This is a genomic window from Pseudomonas sp. SJZ078, assembly GCF_007828255.1.
GTDB lineage: Bacteria > Pseudomonadota > Gammaproteobacteria > Pseudomonadales > Pseudomonadaceae > Aquipseudomonas.
Genome location: NZ_VIUG01000043.1, coordinates 1 through 18418, shown reverse-complemented (window position 1 = coordinate 18418; position 18418 = coordinate 1). Strand labels below are relative to the sequence as shown.

Below are 18418 nucleotides of genomic sequence, written 5' to 3'. Positions count from 1 at the left end.
CTCTCCTTGTCGCAGGACTTTTACCAAGCCTGACATCGGACTCCTAAGCTTGACCTTCGTCAACTGTGGCGTGAGCAAGTGCGGTGGTATCCTGTGCGCCCATTGGCCACCGGCCCGCTGTACGCCGCGTAGCCCAGTCCTGATCAAAGGGGGTGTCATGACCACTCGCACCGAGGCCGTGAAAGCCTATCTGCTCGACCTGCAAGACCGCATCTGCGCTGCTCTGGAAGCCGAGGACGGCGGCACTCGCTTCGTCGAAGACGCCTGGACCCGGCCGGCCGGCGGTGGCGGTCGCACCCGGGTGCTGGAAAACGGTACGGTCATTGAAAAGGGCGGCGTCAACTTTTCCCACGTCTTCGGCAGCGGTCTCCCACCGTCGGCCAGTGCTCATCGGCCGGAATTGGCCGGGCGTGGCTTCGAAGCCCTGGGCGTGTCGCTGGTGATCCATCCGCACAACCCCCACGTTCCGACCTCCCACGCCAACGTGCGCTTTTTCATCGCGGAAAAGGAAGGCGAAGAACCGGTCTGGTGGTTCGGTGGCGGCTTCGACCTGACGCCTTACTACGGCGTCGCCGAAGACTGCGTGCATTGGCACCGCGTGGCCGAGCAGGCCTGTGCACCGTTCGGCCCGGAGGTGTATCCGCGCTACAAGGCCTGGTGCGACAGCTATTTCCACCTCAAGCATCGAAACGAACCCCGGGGTATCGGCGGCCTGTTTTTCGATGACCTGAACGAGTGGGGGTTCGACACCTGCTTCGCCTTCATCCGTGCGATCGGCGATGCCTACATCGAGGCCTACCTGCCCATCGTGCGCCGGCGCAAACACGAGCCGTTCACCGCCAAACAACGGGAGTTCCAGGAGTTCCGCCGTGGGCGCTACGTGGAATTCAACCTGGTCTACGACCGCGGCACTCTGTTCGGGCTGCAATCGGGCGGACGCACCGAGTCGATCCTGATGTCGTTGCCGCCGCAGGTACGCTGGGGCTACGACTGGAAAGCCGAGCCGGGCAGCGAAGAAGCGCGCCTGACCGAGTATTTCCTGCAGGATCGCGATTGGCTGGTGAAGGCCTGACCTATGACCATGGACCGCTACGTTGTAATGGGCAACCCCATCGGCCACAGCAAGTCGCCGTTGATCCATCGTCTGTTTGCCGAACAGACCGGGCAGACACTGGACTACAGCACCCTTCTGGCTCCCCTGGATGATTTCGCCGGTTGCGCGCGGGAATTTTTCCGCGAGGGACGTGGGGCGAATGTCACCGTACCGTTCAAGGAGGACGCTTTCCGATTGGCTGACAGCTTGACCGAACGGGCGCAGCGGGCCGGGGCGGTCAACACCTTGAGCAAGCTGGCCGACGGCAGCCTGTTGGGCGACAACACCGACGGTGCCGGGCTGGTGCGGGACCTGACCGTCAATGCCGGCTTCAGCCTCAAGGGTAGACGTATCCTGGTGCTGGGAGCTGGCGGCGCGGTGCGCGGCGCCCTGGAACCATTGCTGGGCGAGGCACCGGCTTCGGTGATCATCGCCAACCGTACGGTGGAAAAAGCCGAGTTGCTGGCCGAGCTGTTCGCCGACCTGGGCCCGGTCTCGGCCAGTGGTTTCGATTGGCTGCGCGAGCCGGTGGACCTGATCATCAACGCCACGTCCGCGAGCCTGTCGGGGGATGTACCGCCGATTGCAGGCAGCCTGATCGAGCCCGGCAAGACAGTGTGCTACGACATGATGTATGGCAAGGAGCCTACTTCGTTCTGCCGCTGGGCCAGCGAGCAGGGCGCCGCGGTGGCGATGGATGGCCTGGGGATGCTGGCGGAACAGGCAGGCGAAGCGTTCTACCTGTGGCGCGGCGTGCGCCCGGACACCGCGCCGGTGCTGGCTGAGTTGCGTCGCCAGCTGGCGCTCTGACCATGTTTGGAGCGGACTATTGTGGCGACGTCTCGCTAAATCCCCTCGCCACAGAGGAGCTCTGCGCTGCTTTTCAATCCTCGAAGTGAATCGGGCATCTCTGCGGCCCTTCAAGCTTCTTCAACTCCTCCACTACCTGCGGCCTGGCCCTGCGCAACGTCAGGCTGCGCCCCTGGGCGCCCAGGCGGCGGGCTTCCTGGTGCAGCATTTCCACTCCGGAATAATCGATGAAGTTGATCTGCTGGGCATCGATCACCACCCGTTGCCCTTGCAAGCGTTGCAGGCGCACTTGTAGGTAATGGCTGGCGCCGAAGAAGATCGAACCGCCAACCCGCAGGACTTCCGCCTCGCCTTCGTGGGCATGCTGCACCCGCGGCTGTGACGTGCGCTTGAGGTAGAAAAACAGCGACGCCAGCACCCCCGCGTAGATCGCGGTTTGCAGCTCCAGCAGCAAGGTCGCCAGGCAAGTCAGGCCCATCACCATGAATTCTGAGCGGCTCACCCGGTACAACGCCCGGATGCCACGGTGATCCACCAGCCCCCAGGCGATCAGCAAGATGCTGCCGGCCATCGCCGGAATCGGGATATGCGAGATCAGTTTCGCACCGGCGACCGCAAACAAGGCCACCCACAAGGCGGAGAACACCCCGGCCAGGGGCGAACAGGCCCCCGCGTCGTAACTGAGGCCGGAACGGGTAAAGGACCCGGCCGACAGGGAGCCGGAGAAGAATCCGCCCACGATGTTGGAAAGCCCCTGCGCCCTGACCTCCTGGTTGGCATCGAGCAGTTGCCCGGAGCGCACCGATAACGAGCGGGCAATGGACAGGCTGGTGACCAGCCCGAGCATGCCCACCGCAACGGCGCCGGGAAGCAGGCGCAGGATCAGGTCGAGGTCCAATGGCAGCGCAGTGAACGGCGGCAGGCGCCCGGTAAAGGCGCTGACCAGCGCCACATGCCCGAACATGGCCGGCCACCACCAGACCACCAGACTGCTGATGACCAGGGTTATCAACAGGCTCGGCCAGCGCGGCAGCAGCCGCTTGAGTAGAACCCCCAGGGCCAGTGTCCCCAGCCCCAACAGCAACGAAGGTTTATCCACAGCCCCGAGGTGACTGAGCAACATCAGCAAGCCCTTCAAGGCCGTGGCCTCGTTCGGCAGATCGAGCCCCATGAGATTCGGCAACTGCCCCAGTGCGATCACCACCGCCGCGCCCAGGGTGAAGCCGAGCACCACCGAGTGCGAGACGAAGTTCACCAGCGCGCCGAAACGTAACAGGCCCAACAACCATTGGAAAATGCCCGCCAGTACCGTCAGCAGCAGGATCAAGGTGATGTAGTCCTGCGTCGCGGGCACAGCCAGGGGACTGACGCTGGCGTACAGGACAATGGAGATCGCTGCCGTAGGACCGCAGATCAGGTGCCATGACGAACCCCACAGGCAGGCAATCAGCACTGGCACGATGGCGGCGTACAAGCCGTACTCCGGGGGCAGACCGGCAATCAGGGCATAGGCGATGGACTGCGGCAACGCGAGAATCGCGCCGCTCAAACCCACGACCAGATCACGGCCGACGCTGGCCCGGGTCTGCCGGGGCAGCCAGCTCAGGAAAGGGAACAGTGAATGGCGGGTGGGGATTGCCATGGGGCCTCAATATGAGATTTTGCGGTCAGGGTATCAGGACAAGACGCCTACCGATCCCCTCGCCACAGAAAGTGCTCCGCGCCACCGTCCAGGGTGTGCGCGGAGACCCAGGGTCATCAGAGCTTGGCCTTCACCGCCGCCAACGCCTCCTGGCCATCCACGGTCTTCACACCATCCAGCCACTTGCCCAACACCGCCGGGTTGGCCTTGATCCAGGCCTTGGCCGCCTCGGCATTGCTGAGCTTCTTGTTCGCTACGTCGGCCATGATGCTGTTTTCCATTTCCTGGGTGAAGCTCAGGTTGGTCAATAACTTGCCCACGTTCGGACAGGCCTGTGCATAACCCTTGCGGGTCAGGGTATAGACGCTGCCCGTATCGCCGAAGTACTTCTCGCCGCCCTTGAGGTAGTGCATTTTCAGTTGCACGTTCATCGGATGCGGGGTCCAGCCGAGGAAGGTCACGAATTTCTGTTTCTTCACCGCCCGGGACACTTCCGCCAGCATCGCCTGCTCGCTGGACTCCACCAGTTTCCAGTCGCCCATACCGAAATCATTGGTCTTGATGATTTCCTTCAGGGAGAGGTTCGCCGGCGCGCCGGAACCGATGCCGTAGATTTTCTTCTCGAACTTGTCGGCGAATTTGTTCAAGTCGGCAAAGTTATGCACACCGGCGTCCCAGACGTAGTCCGGGACAGCCAGGGTGAACTCGGTGCCGTCCAGGTTCTTGGCCAATTGGGTGACATCCCCGTTCGCCACGAATTTGTCATAGAACCCCTGCTGCGCCGGCATCCAGTTGCCCAGGAATACATCGACCTGGCCATCCTTGAGGCCGCCGAACGTGATCGGCACCGCAAGCGTGTCGACCTTGGGCTTGTAGCCCATGCCTTCCAACAGGAAACCGGTGATGGCATTGGTCGCCGCGATATCGCTCCAACCCGGGTCAGCCATCTTTACCATCTCGCAGCTCTGCTCGGCCCACGCCGAGGCACTGCTCAACGCCAACAGCCCAGCGGCCAGTACTGTGGATAACTTTTGCATGTGCTTCCCCTTACGTTCGTTATTGGTTTTGGCAGGGTTGTGGATAACGGGCCTTGCGCTCCAGATCGTCGAGATCGATGTGATTGCGCATGTATTGCTGACTGGCATCCACCAGCGGCTGGTGATCCCAGCTCTTGAGTTTGCCCAGGGTCAGTGCCTGGGCGACGAAACGACGGCGACGCTGGCTGGCGAGCACCTGTCGATGAATGGTCGGAATGTCCCACTTGGCCCTGGCTTCGAGGAGAAACTCGGCGAACAGGGTCTGATGCTCCGGTGACTGGCTGAGATCTTCCAGTTCCTTGGGGTCGTTACGTACATCAAACAGCAGGCACGGATCATCTTCGCTGTAGATGAATTTCCATTGGCCGCGGCGGATCATCATCAACGGGCTGATGGTGCCCTCGGCCATGTATTCACCAAAGACCTCATCGTGCCCGCCCTGCCCTTGCAGATGCGGCACCAGCGAGCGGCCATCCAGCGGCAAACCAGGCTCCAGCGTGCCGCCGGCCAATTCCACCAGGGTAGGCAACAAGTCGGCGGTGGACACCGCCGCGCTGACCCGGCCACTGGCGAATTGACCCGGAGCGCTGACCAGCAGCGGCACCCGTGCGGACATCTCGAACCAGTGCATTTTGTACCAGAGCCCTTTTTCACCGAGCATGTCGCCATGATCACCGGAGAACACAATGATCGTGTCCTCCATCAAGCCGGTGTCCTCAAGGGTCTGCAGTAGCTTGCCAACATTGCTATCGATATAGCTGCACGCGCCGAAATAGGCACGGCGCGCGTCGCGGATCTTATCCACAGGCAATGGCTTGTCCCACAGATCATAGACCTTCAACAGGCGCTGGGAGTGAGGGTCGAGCTCGGTCTGCGCTGGCGTTTGCGGCAGCGGGATGTCGTTGTCGTCATACAGATCCCAGAAAGCCTTGGGAATCGTGTACGGGTCGTGTGGGTGAGTCATCGACACGGTCAGGCAGAACGGTTGGTCACCGTCCTCACGGATGTGGTCGAACAGGTACTGCTGAGCCTTGAACACCACTTCCTCATCGAAATCCAACTGATTGGTACGCACACAAGGCCCGGCCTGCAGCACCGACGACATGTTGTGGTACCAGCTCGGCCGCACGTCCGGCTCATCCCAGTTCACGGCCCAGCCGTAGTCGGCCGGGTAAATGTCACTGGTCAGGCGCTCTTCGTAGCCGTGCAACTGGTCCGGCCCACAGAAGTGCATCTTGCCGGAGAGCGCCGTGCGGTAGCCGAGGCGCCGCAGGTAATGGGCGTACGTCGGGACGTCGGCCGGAAAATCCGCGGCGTTGTCATAGGCGCCGATCTTGCTGGGCAATTGGCCGCTCACCAGGGTAAAGCGCGACGGCGCACACAGCGGGCTGTTGCAATACGCGGCGTCGAACACCACGCCCTGGTCGGCCAGGCGCGACAGATTCGGCAGCTTGATCGGCGAAGGACCGTAGATCGGCAACATTGGCGCGGCCATCTGATCGGCCATGATGAAAAGAATATTCTTGCGCTTCATGTAATCGCGGCATTCCATAGTGAGCGGTTATGCGAAATTGCTGCGATTGAGCATGTTCCCCCAAACTATTGGGGTAAAGCCCATGCAAGATAATGACTAGGATAAGCACAGCTTATGTATGACGCCTTGGGTGACCTGTCCCTGGATCTGTTTCGAGCCTTCGAAGCAGCGGCCAGGCAACGAAGCTTTACGGCAGCGGCGATTGAGCTGGGCACCACGCAACCGGCCATCAGCCAGCAGATCAAACGCCTGGAGGAGCAGCTCGGCACGCGGTTGTTCGATCGCATTTACCGCGGCATCGAACTGACCGAGGCAGGGACCACCCTCTTCGAACAAGTCCAGGCCGGATTGCAGAACATCGACGCAGGCGTGAGCGCGATCACTGCGCAACACCAGCATGAGGTGTTGCAGGTCGCCACCGATTTCGCTTTCGCTGCCTACTGGTTGATGCCGCGCCTGCATCGTTTTCACGCCGCCAACCCGCAAGTGGACGTCAGCCTGGTGACCAGCGAGCGCAACCACAACATGTTGCGCACCGATATCGACGTTGCCGTGCTGTTCGGCGACGGTCGCTTCAAACAGGGCGAAGGTCGCTGGCTGTTCAGCGAAGAAGTCTTTCCGGTGTGCAGCCCGTTGCTGCTCAAGGAACGTCCCCTGCCCTTGCCCGCCCAGGCCTTGTCGGAGTTCCCGCTCCTGCACTTGCGTGGCGGCAACAGCAGCCACTGGTTCGATTGGAATGGCGTCTTCCGCGAACTGGGCATCACCTCGCCTCCGGCACCGGGGCAACTGCGTTTCGACAACTACACCTTGCTGATCCAGGCGGCTATTGGCGGCCAGGGGGTTGCCATCGGCTGGCGTCACCTTGTGGATAACTTGTTGGCCCAGGGCCTGCTCTGTCGTCCAATCGCCGAGACGGTGCTGTCGCGCCTGGGGTATTACGTGGTCCTGCCCCAGCGTAAACGGCGCGGGGCATTGATCCGGCAGTTTGTGGACTGGCTGATGGAGGAACAGGCCAACAGCGGTGAGTCGCTCACGGGGTTGCCGTTGCCGTCCATTGCTGTTTGAGATTTGCGGGGAAAGGCACTTTCATAATCAAAGAAAAACCATTGTGGCGAGGAGGTTTATCCCCTCGCCACCATAGAGATTCTTGCCGCAAAGTTATGTGGTCGTCAGGTAGCGGCTACGAAACTCACATGCTGGCCCACATGCAGGTTCAAGCGCAGCTCATCGGCAATGCCGACCGCCACCCGGTTGAGCCGTTCCAGGGATTCGGCCATACCCGGTTCCAGACTGGTGCTGACCTGGGTGAAATGCTCGATGCTCAACCCGGCAACAGCATAAGGCGAGTTGACGAGGGTCCATTGCAATGTGCTGTTGCGCAGAGCATCAAGGATTTCCTCGGCGGCATGATGCTGCAAGTCGTCGTCGCCCTCTTCCTCGTCAAGTACGGCGAAATCCCCTACCAGAAACAGTCGGGTAATGTTCACCGCCTGCATGCCGGCGATCAACGCATCCACCGCCAGGACCTGCTCCACCGGGCCTGGAATCAACGTGCGTTCCACGTGCTCGCTGTTCATCGGCAGCCCCGGCGCGTTCAGCAGACACACCACCGCATCGGCACCGGCGACGCTTTGCTTGACCCGCTCGGGGTCATAGAGGTCCCCCGTCTTGGTCCGCAGGCCCGGACGCGGCGCCAAGGCCGTGAGATCATCGAGAACGGCAATGACTTCATGCTGGCGTCGCAGCATCTCAGCCATCAACGCACTGCCGAGGCTGCTCATGGCACCATAGAGCACCATTTTGATCACCGGGGTTTCGGCGTTTTTCATGGCTGTTTTTCCCTTTTTTACCGCGTATAAGGCTCTGACCTGCGGGAAACGGCGAGGGTTCGCAAGGAGTGACAATGCAACGGATCAAGGGTTACCACGCCCATGTTTACTTCGATGCCAGCACCATCGACCAGGCACGGGCATTGTGTGAGGAAGCGTCGCGCCTGTTTCCGCTGGAAATGGGCCGTGTCCATGAGCGCCCGGTCGGCCCCCATCCGGACTGGAGCTGCCAGCTGTCGTTCGATCCGCAATACATCGGCGTGGTGCTGCCGTGGCTGGCGCTCTATCGCAAAGGGCTGGTGATCTTTCTCCATCCGAACACCGGCGATGAACTGGCAGACCACACCGACCATGCGATCTGGATGGGAGCGATGCGGCAGTTGGATCTTTCGGTGTTTTGAGTATTGCCGGTAGCTCAGTGTCAGTGAATCAGCTTCAGCTCACGCGCTTTGTCATCGTTGATGACACTAACGGAGCCCGGCTTGAGGCCCATGGTTTTAACCAGTGAATTCATTTCCTTGGCCAGAGCGCTTTGAAGAGGCGGCAACCAATCTTTGCGAAATCCATTAATGACGAGTATGCACTTGAATGTGCAGGCACCCAGATCCAGACGCAGGAAGCGAGCAGGCAACAGCTCGGCCGCTTGTTGATGGCGCCTCAAGCAAGAGGCCAAAGTCAACTGGACGGAATTAGTCAGTTTTTGCCGTATTTCTTCAATGTAATTAGCGAAGCTCTTGGGTGCGCTTGACTTGGCTTCAATGACCCAAACTTCTTCTGACCCATTCACGCCGGGCCGAATGAGTACGAACTCGGCAATCATCAGCCCCTGGCCTAAATCCTTATAGAGGGGACTCTTCTCTATCGGAAAAATCTCATCTTCGGCATAGGGGCCAAAGCTCATACCTGATTCAACGAAGGAAATACTCATCCCAGAGCCAACTCCACTTCCTCTTCATAAAGCCGGATAGACTCGTCAATGATCGGGTTATCAGGCATTCCCGATAAAAGATCATTCGCCACCCAATGATCCTTGATGAAGGACAGCACTGGTACCGGCATCTGCTGTTTTTGCGCCGCCACGTACAACGCTTTCACAACAAAGTACGAATGGCTGGCAATGAAGAACTGAATACCGCTGGCTGCGAGCGATACGATGATCTCGATCAGCCGAGAGATAGCAACGGGATGCAGAGCCGATTCCGGTTCATCGATAAAGACAACCGAATCCTTGGAGAGGTAACGATTACCCAGCAAGGTGTCCAGGATCGCGATTTTTTTCACACCTTCAGCGGTCGCGCCTATCGGGAATTTCTGGTTGCCCTTCTTGAACTGCCAGCGGCTGGTCTTGCTGTCGAATTCAACCTTGCCATCGAACATGTCCTCCAGACTTTCTCTGGCTTTTGCAAAGTGTGCGTGATTTTTTCCCTTGGTCGGAGTGATGCGCAGTGCCCGGGCTAAATCGTAGTAGGTGTCGTCAAAGCCGAATTCCTTATCTACGTCACGACTTTTCAAAATGATGCTTTGAAGAGAAAGCACTTCCTTGGGCGGCAGGAAAATGGAGTTGCTCTCCCTCGGGGGAACATGATTTTCCAGGGAAGCTATATTTTTGGTGGTATCCCTGCCGAAGCTGTAACGAAACTCCCTGGAGTCAACCATGACCCTGGATGACAGCGGGCCGTCGGAATTTTTTGTCACCAAGTCGCCAATCTTGTCCGCCTGGAAAGTCCAATAGAGCTTATCAGCCAATATTTCGGCAGCTGAACGCTGATCATTTCCGCGCTGATATTCCTCAAGCGTCCGCATGCTGCAATACAGGGACTTGAGCAAAAATGTCTTGCCGCTGCTGTTGGCGCCAATGATCAAGTTGATGTTTGAAAGCTTGCCCCAACGAATGTGCCGCAGCGGACCGAAATTATCTAATTCAACACTGTTGAGCATTGGCTGGAGCTCCGTTTAAACCTTGCAGTTGGCGGCAAGCCTACCATTACGATTCCTGTGGATACAGCGAGCAACGAGCCCCCACGTCAAGATCGGAAATGACCGACAACACACCTTCAGAGTCGGGTATCTGAGTGAAGGATAGATATCTGCCCTCTGTCAGACCTTTCCATTCGCGAAAGCTGGCTGAAAGCTTGCGCGATTAGGATCGCCTCACTACCGGCAAAAGACCGGTGGCCAGAAACGGATTTCCACGACCGTTTGGCCTTTTTAACAACAACAATGGTGATTCTGATGTCCGCTGCTACCCGTCCCGCTGCGCCCACTCCATCCGTCCGTCCCGTGTCTCACGTTCTGCGCTGACCTGCCCGGTTCGCCTTAGCCTCGCCGCGCCACGCCTGGAGTATTTCCCATGCTGACTTTCCTTGGCTTCGCCATGGTCATCACGTTCATGTTCCTGATCATGACCAAGCGCCTGTCCGCGCTGATCGCCCTGATCATCATCCCGATCCTGTTCGCCCTGTTCGGCGGCTTTGCGCCGAAGATCGGCCCGATGATGCTCGAAGGCATCACCAAGCTCGCTCCGACCGGGGTGATGCTGATGTTCGCGATCCTCTACTTTGCCCTGATGATCGACTCCGGCCTGTTCGACCCGGCCGTGCGCAAGATCCTCAAGCTGGTCAAGGGTGACCCGCTGAAAGTTTCGGTCGGTACCGCCGTTCTGGCGCTCGTCGTTTCCCTCGATGGTGACGGCGCGACCACTTACATGATCTGCGTGGCCGCGATGCTGCCGCTCTACAGCCGCATCGGCATGAGCCCGCGGATCATGGCCGGCCTGATCATCCTCGCCGGTGGCGTGATGAACATGACCCCCTGGGGCGGCCCGACAGCTCGTGCGGCCAGTGCCTTGCATGTGGACCCGTCCGACATCTTCGTGCCGATGATTCCTGCAATGGCGTTCGGTGTGGTGGCGATCCTGGCGATTGCCTACATGTACGGCAAACGCGAGCGTGCGCGCCTGGGTGAATTGCACCTGGCCCACGATGAAATCGACCACAGCGAAATCAGCGTGTCCCAGTTCCCCGACGCCCGCCGTCCAAAGTTGATCTGGTTCAACGGCGCCCTGACCCTGGCCCTGATGTGCACCCTGATCGCCGGCCTGTTGCCACTGCCGGTGCTGTTCATGGTGGCCTTCAGTATCGCAATGATCGTCAACTACCCATGCCTGCAACAGCAGAAAGATCGTGTCGCGGCGCATGCCGGCAGCGTATTGGCGGTGGTCGGGTTGATTTTCGCGGCGGGTATCTTCACCGGCATCCTGTCCGGCACCGGCATGGTCGACGCCATGTCCAAGAGTTTGCTGGCGGTGATCCCGGATTTCCTCGGCCCGTACCTGGCGGTGATTACCGCGCTGGCGAGCATGCCATTCACATTTTTCATGTCTAACGATGCATTTTATTACGGGGTGTTACCGGTTCTCGCCGAAGCCGCCAGCCATTACGGCATCTCGGCGGTGGAAATGGCCCGTGCCTCGATCGTCGGCCAGCCCGTCCACCTGTTGAGTCCGCTGGTTCCGTCCACTTACCTGCTGGTAGCGCTGGCCGGAATCGAGTTCGGTGATCACCAGCGTTTCACCCTGAAGTGGGCAGTGCTGGTTTGCCTGTGCATAATGTTTGCCGCCTTGCTGATGGGGATCTTTCCGCTGTTCAGCACTCTATAAAAGCAATATCCGCGGCGCCGCGCTTCTGGTTATCCCGAAACGCGGCGCGGCCTAACACTCGTTCAAAGGAACTCACATGGAATGGCTGACCAACCCGGAAATCTGGGTTGCCTTCTTTACCCTGACCGCCCTGGAAATCGTCCTGGGCATCGATAACATCATCATGATCTCGATCCTGGTCAGCCGCATGCCCAAGCACATGCAGGCGCGCACCCGGATCTTTGGTCTGGCCCTGGCCATGATCACGCGGATCCTGTTGCTGCTGTCCATCACCTGGGTCATGCGCCTGACCGCCGATTTGTTCGAAGTGTTCGGCCAGGGCATCTCCGGTCGCGACCTGATCCTGTTCTTCGGTGGCCTGTTCCTGCTGTGGAAAAGCTCCCAGGAGATGTACCACGCGCTGGAAGGCGACGACGAAAGCGACGATCAACCGTCGGGCAAGGGTGGCAACTTCCTCTACACCATCATCCAGATCGCGATCATTGACATCGTGTTCTCCCTGGACTCGGTCATCACTGCCGTCGGCATGGTCTCCCATGTGCCAGTGATGGTGGCGGCGATCATCGTGGCCGTGCTGGTGATGATGCTGGCCTCGGGCACCATCAGCGAGTTCATCGACAAGCATCCATCGCTGAAGATGCTGGCGCTGTCGTTCCTGCTGGTGGTCGGTACCGTACTGATCGCCGAGTCGTTCGACGTCCATGTACCCAAAGGCTATGTCTACTTCGCCATGGCGTTCTCCCTGGCCGTGGAGGCGATCAACATCAAGATGCGCACCGCGATTGCGCGCAAGCGCAAACAGCAGGATCCGGTGAAACTGCGCAAGGACGTTCCGGGTCAGTAACGGAACGGAGCAATGAACGAAGGGGCTCTTGGGAGCCCCTTTTTCATGCCCGCAGTAAAGTGGCCCCAACGCAAAACTCCTGTGGGAGCGGGCTTGCTCGCGAATGCGTCATATCAGCCACATAGTTGCAAACTGATCCACCGCCTTCGCGAGCAAGCCCGCTCCCACCGGGATTTGCGGTGGCTTTTTTGTGACAGTTTTGTTTCAAACGACTCTTTAGCTGTGCAATGCTGGCGCCCTAACCGTTCGCCAACTACAGCTTAAGTACAACGAAGAACGATGTGGCATCGTCAACTTGTCTCTTTGAGACGCTAACAGGGGGCCTCTCATGCTGACCCTGCTGAATCTACTCTCTGCCGTAGCCCTGCTGATCTGGGGCACGCATATCGTCCGTACCGGCATCCTGCGGGTCTATGGCTCCAACCTGCGCCACGTCATCGGCCAGAACATGTCCCGGCGCTGGCTGGCATTTGTCGCCGGCATCATGGTCACCGCCATGGTCCAGAGCAGCAACGCCACGGCCATGCTGGTCACCTCGTTCGTCGGCCAGGGGTTGATGGCGCTGACCCCTGCCCTGGCGACCATGCTCGGCGCCGACGTCGGCACGGCGTTGATGGCCCGGGTGCTGACCCTCGACTTGTCGTGGCTGTCGCCGTTGCTGATTTTCCTCGGGGTGATTTTTTTCCTGTCGCGCAAACAGACCCGCGTCGGGCAAATGGGCCGTGTCTCCATCGGCCTGGGGCTGATCATCCTCGCGCTGCAATTGATCGTCGAAGCCGCCGCGCCCATCACCCAGGCCCAAGGCGTGAAGGTGATCTTCGCCTCGCTGACCGGCGACATCCTGCTCGATGCGTTGGTGGGAGCGCTGTTCGCCATGATTTCCTATTCGAGCCTGGCCGCCGTGCTGCTGACGGCAACCCTGGCCGGCGCGGCGGTGATCAGTCTGCCGGTAGCCATTGGCCTGGTGATCGGCGCCAACATCGGCAGCGGCGTGCTGGCGTTCCTCAGCACCAGTATGCAGAACGCTGCCGGAAGGCAGGTGGCACTGGGGAGCCTGTTGTACAAGCTGATCGGATTGTTGCTGATCATTCCAGCGCTCGACCCCCTGGTGGGGTGGCTGGACAGCCTGGATTTCAGCCCCCAGGAAACCGTCATCGGCTTTCACCTGCTCTATAACTCCGTACGCTGCCTGGTGCTGCTGCCCAGCGTCGCGCCGATGGCCAGGCTCTGCGCGTGGCTGCTGCCGGAGCGCGCGGAAACCAACGGCACCGCCAAGCCCCGACACCTGGATCCCACGGCCCTCGTCACGCCGAGCCTGGCCCTGGCCAATGCGGCCCGGGAGACACTGCGCATCGGCGACCTGATCGAAAACATGCTCGAAGCCATGCTCGACGTGCTGCGCGGCCAGCAGACGGCGCTCACCCAGGAGGTGCGGCGCGTGAGCGATGACGTCGAGATACTGTGCAGCGCCATCAAGTTGTACATGGCCCAGATGCCCCGCGAAGACCTCAGTGAGCAGGACAGTCGTCGATGGGCGGAGATCATCGAGCTGGCGATCAACCTGAAGCTCGGCAGCGACCTCATCGAACGCATGCTACGCAAGGTCCAGCAGCAGAAGACCTCGCAGCGCCTGTCCTTTTCCGACGTAGGCCTGGAGGAGCTGGCGGGGCTGCACAGCCATTTGATCGCCAACCTGCGGCTGGGCTTGTCGGTGTTCCTCAGTGGCGATCGGGAAAGCGCCCGTCAGTTACTGCGCGAAAAACGGCGCTTTCGTGCCCAGGAAAGACGGATGGCCCATGCCCATGTCAGCCGCTTGCAGCGCAAGATCGTACAAAGCCTGGAGACCAGTTCCCTGCACCTGGAACTGATTGCCGACATGCGGCGCCTCAACTCGCTGTTCTGCGGCAGCGCCTATGTGGTGCTGGAAACCGCCGAAATCGGTGCCCTGGCGGCGGATGAAATATCCGACATCACCCACTCGCCTTGAACATCTGGCACATTGTTCAGTCAGTAGGGTTGGACTGTCAGTCGCCAGGAAGCCGTTATGCGTGGTCTGTTATTCGCTCTTTTCTTGTTCGGTTCGCTGCCCGCGGTAGCCCTGGACCGGTTCCAGGTCGAAGGCTACACGCTGCCCAACGGCATGCAGCTGCTGCTCAAGCCCGGCAGCGAACGCGGTCACGTCGCCATCCGGCTGGTGATCGGCGTGGGCCTGGACGACTTCAGCTGCGCCGAAAAAGAGCTGCCGCACCTGCTTGAGCATGCGCTGTTCAGCGGGATCGATGAAGGTGGCGAAGGCGCCTTGGAAGAGCGGATGCAGGCGCTGGGCGGCGAGTGGAACGCGTTCACCAGCAATGCCGACACCACCTTTGTCATCGAGGCACCGGCAAGTAACCAGCGCAAGATCCTCGACCTGCTGCTGGCGGTGCTGACCCGCACCCGCATCGATGAAAAGGCCCTGGAGGCAGCGAAACGGGTGGTCGAACGCGAGGACGGCGGCCACTACACCCACCTGCAACGCTGGCTCGACCGCCAGGACCTGGGGCACAAGGCCAGCAACCAGTTGGCGGTGGAGCTGGGCTTGCGTTGCGCGGAACGGGCCGAAGTCGAGCAGCACACCCTCGCCCGCCTCGAACAGGTTCGCAAAGCCTGGTATGCACCGAACAACATGACGCTGATCGTGGTCGGCGACCTCGATCGCTTGCTGCCGGCCTACCTGGAACGCACCTACGGCAAGCTCAAACCGGTCGAGCCCACCGCCCACGAGGCACTGCCACAGATCCGCTACAGCGCCGTGACCAAGCGCAACCTGATCCGCAGCCTGGTGGGCGATGGCGCCAAGCTGCACTGGTTGTTCCCCGAACCGGTATTGGAACAGCAACACGACGAGACCTTCGACCTGCTCAAGAACTATCTGGACTGGGCCCTCTATCGCCAGCTGCGCCTGGCCCGCGGCCTGTCCTATGGGCCATGGGTGGAGCGGGAGGTGTTCGGCGGCGTCGGCTTCCTCAGCCTGAACGCAGACCTGGCCCGCGAAGATCTGCCACAAGCCGAACAGGCTCTCGAAGAATTGCGCATAACATTGCTCAAGGACGGGCTGGACCCCGACAGCTTCATGCGCCTCAAACGCGCAGCCATTGCCCACCAGACCTGGGCGGTTCAAGGCAACAGTGCCCTGGCGGATTACTACTGGGGCGCCCTGGGCGACTACGAAGACGGTCGCTTCGCCAACCCAGCCGTACGCCTGCAGGCGGTGAGCCTGGAACAGGCCAACCAGGCCCTGCGCGAACTGCTCAAGGACCCGGGCTACCTGCGCATCGAGAAGCCGCTGCTCAGTGACGATGAACTGGTCTGGGGAGTGGGCGGTCTGCTGGGGTTGTTGCTGTTGGGATTGGTGGTGTGGAGGCTGCGTCTCAAGACCTGACCTGCTGGGTTCTTGTGGCGAGCCTCGCCATACAGGTGTCAGAACGATACTCTGTCGGGGATATTTCCTACGACTTACTGTGAAACCGCCTAATGCAGACCCTGACCCATTACATCCAGCGCATCCTTGAATTGATGAAGCGCTACCCAGGGGTCATCGCGCTCGGCGGTTTCATCTCCGGCGCCGGCAGTTTCGTACTGGTGGACCGCCAGCAAGGCCTGGCGACCTGGATCGCCGTCCTGATGCTGGTGAGCTGGCTCTGGCTGATGCTGGAAAACAGCCTGACCCGACTGTTCACGCGGATCTTCAAGCGGGAAATACCGCAGCCGTTGCTGCGCTACGCCACGCAGATGATTCACCAGGAAAGCCTGTTTTTTGTCCTGCCGTTTTTCCTGATCACCACCACCTGGAACAGCAGCCAGCTGATTTTCACCGGGTTGCTGGGGGCCTCAGGGCTGATTTCGATCACCGATCCGCTGTATTACAAATGGCTGGCGCCCCGGCGCTGGGCGTTCCTGGCGTTGCACACGCTGACGCTGTTCGCTGCCCTGCTCACGGCGCTGCCGATCATCATGCACCTGACCACCGACCAGAGTTTCAAGCTGGCACTGGGCATCGCCATGCTGCTGTCGTTCCCGAGCCTGGCCTCGATCTTTCCGATCCGCACCGTGCGCAACGCCCTGGCGATTCTATGCATCACCCTGGGCATTGGCGCCGCCGGATGGGTGCTGCGCTCCTGGGTACCACCGGCCACACTGTGGATGACCGAAGTGGCGATCAGCACCCAGCTGGAGGACCGCACACCCGGTGACAGCTTCAAGGAAGTCAGCGCCGCGCAGATCCGCGGCAATGGTCTGTATGCCTATACCGCCATCAATGCGCCGCGCGGGCTCGACGAGCGGATCTATCACGTCTGGCAGTTCAACGGCAAAGAAGTGGACCGTATCGCCCTGGACATTCATGGCGGACGCAAGGAAGGCTACCGCGCCTGGACCCACAAGCAGAACTTCCCGGACAAGCCGGCGGGTAAATGGCAGGTAAGGGTACTGACGGAGAACGGGCAGATGATCGGGGTGCTGCGGTTCAGCGTAACGGACTGAGGCAGGGCAAGCTTTGAACCTGTGGGAGCAGGCCCGCTCCCACAAGGCCTGTCTTTAACCGAAGAACCAGTAGCAGACCCCGATGGCCCCCAGCACGCCGGCCAGCTCCGCCAGCAACGCACAGCCCACCGCGTGCCGCGCCCGCTGGATGCCCACGGCGCCGAAGTACACCGCCAGTACATAGAACGTGGTCTCGGTACTGCCCTGGATGGTCGCCGCCACCAGGGCCGGGAAACTGTCCACGCCGGACGTCTTCATGGTTTCGATCAGCATCGCCCGGGCGGCACTGCCGGAGAACGGCTTGACCATCGCCGTCGGCAAGGCGTCGACGAAGCGCGTGTCCCAGCCGGCCCACTGCACCAGGTGCCGGATACCGTCCAGACCGAAATCCAGTGCGCCCGAAGCCCGTAACACGCCGACCGCACACAGCATCGCCACCAGATACGGCAGCAGGCCCTTGGCAACGTCGAACCCTTCCTTAGCGCCTTCGACGAATGCTTCGTACACCTTGACCTTGCGCAGGGCGCCCACCACCAGGAACAGGATGATCAGGCCGAACAACGTCAGGTTGCCGAGGATCGAGGACAACCCCGCCAGGGCTGTCGCCGAGAGCGTGGCCAGCAACGCCATGAACCCGCCCAGCGCCAGCGCCCCGGGAATCAGGTAAGCCAGCACTACCGGATCCCACAACCGCAGGCGTTGCATGAGAGCCACTGACAGCAGCCCCACCAGGGTTGAACAACTGGTGGCGAGCAGGATCGGCAGGAACACCAGGGTCGGGTCCGGCGCGCCTTGCTGGGCGCGGTACATGAAGATCGTCACCGGCAGCAGCGTCAGCGACGAGGCATTGAGCACCAGGAACAGGATCTGCGCATTGCTGGCAATGGTCGGGCTGGGGTTCAGGTCCTGCAGGGCGCGCATGGCCTTCAGGCCGATGGGGGTGGCGGCGTTGTCCAGGCCCAGGCCGTTGGCGGCGAAGTTGAGGGTGATCAGGCCAATGGCTGGATGGCCCGGCGGCACTTCCGGCATCAACCGCAGGAACAGCGGACCGAGGGCCTTGGCCAGCCAGTCGACGATCCCGGCCCTTTCAGCGATCCGCAGGAATCCCAGCCACAGGGTCAGGGTGCCGAACAGCAGAACCATCACCTCCACCGACAGCTTGGCCATGGCGAAGATGCTTTCCACCATCGCCGCGAAGATGCCGGCATTGCCACCTACCAGCCACTGCATCAGCGCCGAGACGGCCGCCACGATAAAGAAGCCAAGCCACAGGCCATTGAGCATCGGTTAACCCCCCGGAAGATGCGGCGAATGATAGCGGGACCGGCAGAAACGACAAACCCCGGATTTATCCATAATGCTGTTCACTTAAGCGGAGCGGCCTTACGATCTACCGGATACCGAGTTTTGGAAATCTTCACTGTCCTCGGCCGCCCTGGCCTTGGACGGT

16 protein-coding genes are annotated in these 18418 nt (G+C 60.6%); 9 read left to right on the top strand and 7 right to left on the bottom strand.

The window, feature by feature from the left end; all coding sequences use genetic code 11:
- The first annotated feature begins 157 nt into the window (after nucleotides 1–157).
- On the top strand, nucleotides 158–1072 hold the full coding sequence (gene hemF, locus FBY02_RS25570; RefSeq protein WP_144931049.1) for an oxygen-dependent coproporphyrinogen oxidase: 915 nt from the start codon (nucleotides 158–160) through the stop codon (nucleotides 1070–1072).
- Nucleotides 1073–1081: 9 nt separating this feature from the next.
- The gene (gene aroE, locus FBY02_RS25565; RefSeq protein WP_144931047.1) at nucleotides 1082–1903 is read left to right on the top strand and encodes a shikimate dehydrogenase; all 822 of its coding nucleotides are present in this window, start codon (nucleotides 1082–1084) and stop codon (nucleotides 1901–1903) included.
- Nucleotides 1904–1976: 73 nt separating this feature from the next.
- Here the strand turns inward: aroE and FBY02_RS25560 are convergent, their stop codons facing one another.
- The 3 genes from FBY02_RS25560 to betC all read right to left on the bottom strand — a co-directional run bounded on the left by FBY02_RS25560 (nucleotide 1977) and on the right by betC (nucleotide 6116).
- A complete protein-coding gene (locus FBY02_RS25560) occupies nucleotides 1977–3545 on the bottom strand; it encodes a SulP family inorganic anion transporter (RefSeq protein ID WP_144931046.1) in 1569 nt (522 codons plus the stop codon).
- Nucleotides 3546–3661: 116 nt separating this feature from the next.
- Nucleotides 3662–4582 carry a choline ABC transporter substrate-binding protein gene (gene choX, locus FBY02_RS25555; RefSeq protein ID WP_144931044.1) on the bottom strand — a complete coding sequence of 307 codons (921 nt, stop codon included), beginning with the start codon at nucleotides 4580–4582 and terminating at the stop codon, nucleotides 3662–3664.
- A 19-nt stretch (nucleotides 4583–4601) separates the two neighbouring features.
- The gene (gene betC, locus FBY02_RS25550) at nucleotides 4602–6116 is read right to left on the bottom strand and encodes a choline-sulfatase (protein WP_144931043.1); all 1515 of its coding nucleotides are present in this window, start codon (nucleotides 6114–6116) and stop codon (nucleotides 4602–4604) included.
- A gap of 114 nt (nucleotides 6117–6230) precedes the next feature.
- On the opposite strand from betC, the gene FBY02_RS25545 reads away from it, so the two are divergent.
- Entirely contained in the window at nucleotides 6231–7181 is a 951-nt protein-coding gene (locus tag FBY02_RS25545; protein WP_144931041.1) for a LysR family transcriptional regulator, read from the top strand.
- A 104-nt stretch (nucleotides 7182–7285) separates the two neighbouring features.
- On the opposite strand, the gene FBY02_RS25540 is transcribed toward FBY02_RS25545, so the two are convergent.
- Nucleotides 7286–7945: an NAD(P)-dependent oxidoreductase gene (locus tag FBY02_RS25540; protein WP_144931039.1), complete on the bottom strand. Its 660-nt coding sequence runs from the start codon at nucleotides 7943–7945 to the stop codon at nucleotides 7286–7288.
- Nucleotides 7946–8019: 74 nt separating this feature from the next.
- Between FBY02_RS25540 and FBY02_RS25535 the strand changes: the two genes are divergently transcribed.
- Nucleotides 8020–8346, top strand: a complete 327-nt coding sequence (locus FBY02_RS25535) for a DOPA 4,5-dioxygenase family protein (protein WP_144931038.1) — start codon at nucleotides 8020–8022, stop codon at nucleotides 8344–8346.
- Nucleotides 8347–8366: 20 nt separating this feature from the next.
- Here FBY02_RS25535 and FBY02_RS25530 read toward each other — a convergent pair whose 3' ends face one another.
- Together FBY02_RS25530 and FBY02_RS25525 are read right to left on the bottom strand one after the other, a co-directional pair.
- Entirely contained in the window at nucleotides 8367–8873 is a 507-nt protein-coding gene (locus FBY02_RS25530; RefSeq protein ID WP_144931036.1) for a hypothetical protein, read from the bottom strand.
- Nucleotides 8870–9883 (bottom strand): AAA family ATPase, encoded by a 1014-nt coding sequence (locus FBY02_RS25525; RefSeq protein WP_144931035.1) that lies wholly within the window; start codon nucleotides 9881–9883, stop codon nucleotides 8870–8872. Before FBY02_RS25525 ends, FBY02_RS25530 begins: the two co-directional genes overlap by 4 nt.
- 412 nt (nucleotides 9884–10295) lie before the next feature.
- Between FBY02_RS25525 and FBY02_RS25520 the strand changes: the two genes are divergently transcribed.
- The 5 genes from FBY02_RS25520 to FBY02_RS25500 all read left to right on the top strand — a co-directional run bounded on the left by FBY02_RS25520 (nucleotide 10296) and on the right by FBY02_RS25500 (nucleotide 16968).
- Nucleotides 10296–11603, top strand: coding sequence for a CitMHS family transporter (locus FBY02_RS25520; protein ID WP_144931033.1), 1308 nt, complete (start codon nucleotides 10296–10298; stop codon nucleotides 11601–11603).
- A gap of 76 nt (nucleotides 11604–11679) precedes the next feature.
- The gene (locus FBY02_RS25515; protein ID WP_024778426.1) at nucleotides 11680–12447 is read left to right on the top strand and encodes a TerC family protein; all 768 of its coding nucleotides are present in this window, start codon (nucleotides 11680–11682) and stop codon (nucleotides 12445–12447) included.
- 328 nt (nucleotides 12448–12775) lie between these two features.
- On the top strand, nucleotides 12776–14434 hold the full coding sequence (locus tag FBY02_RS25510) for a Na/Pi cotransporter family protein (RefSeq protein ID WP_144931031.1): 1659 nt from the start codon (nucleotides 12776–12778) through the stop codon (nucleotides 14432–14434).
- Between the two features lie 57 nt (nucleotides 14435–14491).
- Nucleotides 14492–15868, top strand: coding sequence for a pitrilysin family protein (locus FBY02_RS25505; protein WP_144931029.1), 1377 nt, complete (start codon nucleotides 14492–14494; stop codon nucleotides 15866–15868).
- Between the two features lie 92 nt (nucleotides 15869–15960).
- Nucleotides 15961–16968, top strand: a complete 1008-nt coding sequence (locus FBY02_RS25500) for a DUF5924 family protein (RefSeq protein WP_144931027.1) — start codon at nucleotides 15961–15963, stop codon at nucleotides 16966–16968.
- Nucleotides 16969–17022: 54 nt separating this feature from the next.
- On the opposite strand, the gene FBY02_RS25495 is transcribed toward FBY02_RS25500, so the two are convergent.
- Nucleotides 17023–18252, bottom strand: a complete 1230-nt coding sequence (locus FBY02_RS25495; RefSeq protein WP_144931025.1) for a nucleoside recognition domain-containing protein — start codon at nucleotides 18250–18252, stop codon at nucleotides 17023–17025.
- Between the last annotated feature and the right edge of the window lie 166 nt (nucleotides 18253–18418).

Excerpts from the sequence above, each read along its gene's own strand:
- aroE (WP_144931047.1), top strand. The coding sequence starts at position 1,082 with ATGGACCGCTACGTTGTAATGGGCAACCCCATCGGCCACAGCAAGTCG.
- FBY02_RS25540 (WP_144931039.1), bottom strand. The coding sequence starts at position 7,945 with ATGAAAAACGCCGAAACCCCGGTGATCAAAATGGTGCTCTATGGTGCC.
- FBY02_RS25525 (WP_144931035.1), bottom strand. The coding sequence starts at position 9,883 with ATGCTCAACAGTGTTGAATTAGATAATTTCGGTCCGCTGCGGCACATT.
- hemF (WP_144931049.1), top strand. The coding sequence starts at position 158 with ATGACCACTCGCACCGAGGCCGTGAAAGCCTATCTGCTCGACCTGCAA.
- choX (WP_144931044.1), bottom strand. The coding sequence starts at position 4,582 with ATGCAAAAGTTATCCACAGTACTGGCCGCTGGGCTGTTGGCGTTGAGC.
- FBY02_RS25520 (WP_144931033.1), top strand. The coding sequence starts at position 10,296 with ATGCTGACTTTCCTTGGCTTCGCCATGGTCATCACGTTCATGTTCCTG.
- FBY02_RS25495 (WP_144931025.1), bottom strand. The coding sequence starts at position 18,252 with ATGCTCAATGGCCTGTGGCTTGGCTTCTTTATCGTGGCGGCCGTCTCG.
- FBY02_RS25515 (WP_024778426.1), top strand. The coding sequence starts at position 11,680 with ATGGAATGGCTGACCAACCCGGAAATCTGGGTTGCCTTCTTTACCCTG.
- FBY02_RS25545 (WP_144931041.1), top strand. The coding sequence starts at position 6,231 with ATGTATGACGCCTTGGGTGACCTGTCCCTGGATCTGTTTCGAGCCTTC.
- FBY02_RS25530 (WP_144931036.1), bottom strand. The coding sequence starts at position 8,873 with ATGAGTATTTCCTTCGTTGAATCAGGTATGAGCTTTGGCCCCTATGCC.
- FBY02_RS25560 (WP_144931046.1), bottom strand. The coding sequence starts at position 3,545 with ATGGCAATCCCCACCCGCCATTCACTGTTCCCTTTCCTGAGCTGGCTG.
- FBY02_RS25500 (WP_144931027.1), top strand. The coding sequence starts at position 15,961 with ATGCAGACCCTGACCCATTACATCCAGCGCATCCTTGAATTGATGAAG.
- FBY02_RS25535 (WP_144931038.1), top strand. The coding sequence starts at position 8,020 with ATGCAACGGATCAAGGGTTACCACGCCCATGTTTACTTCGATGCCAGC.
- FBY02_RS25505 (WP_144931029.1), top strand. The coding sequence starts at position 14,492 with ATGCGTGGTCTGTTATTCGCTCTTTTCTTGTTCGGTTCGCTGCCCGCG.
- betC (WP_144931043.1), bottom strand. The coding sequence starts at position 6,116 with ATGAAGCGCAAGAATATTCTTTTCATCATGGCCGATCAGATGGCCGCG.
- FBY02_RS25510 (WP_144931031.1), top strand. The coding sequence starts at position 12,776 with ATGCTGACCCTGCTGAATCTACTCTCTGCCGTAGCCCTGCTGATCTGG.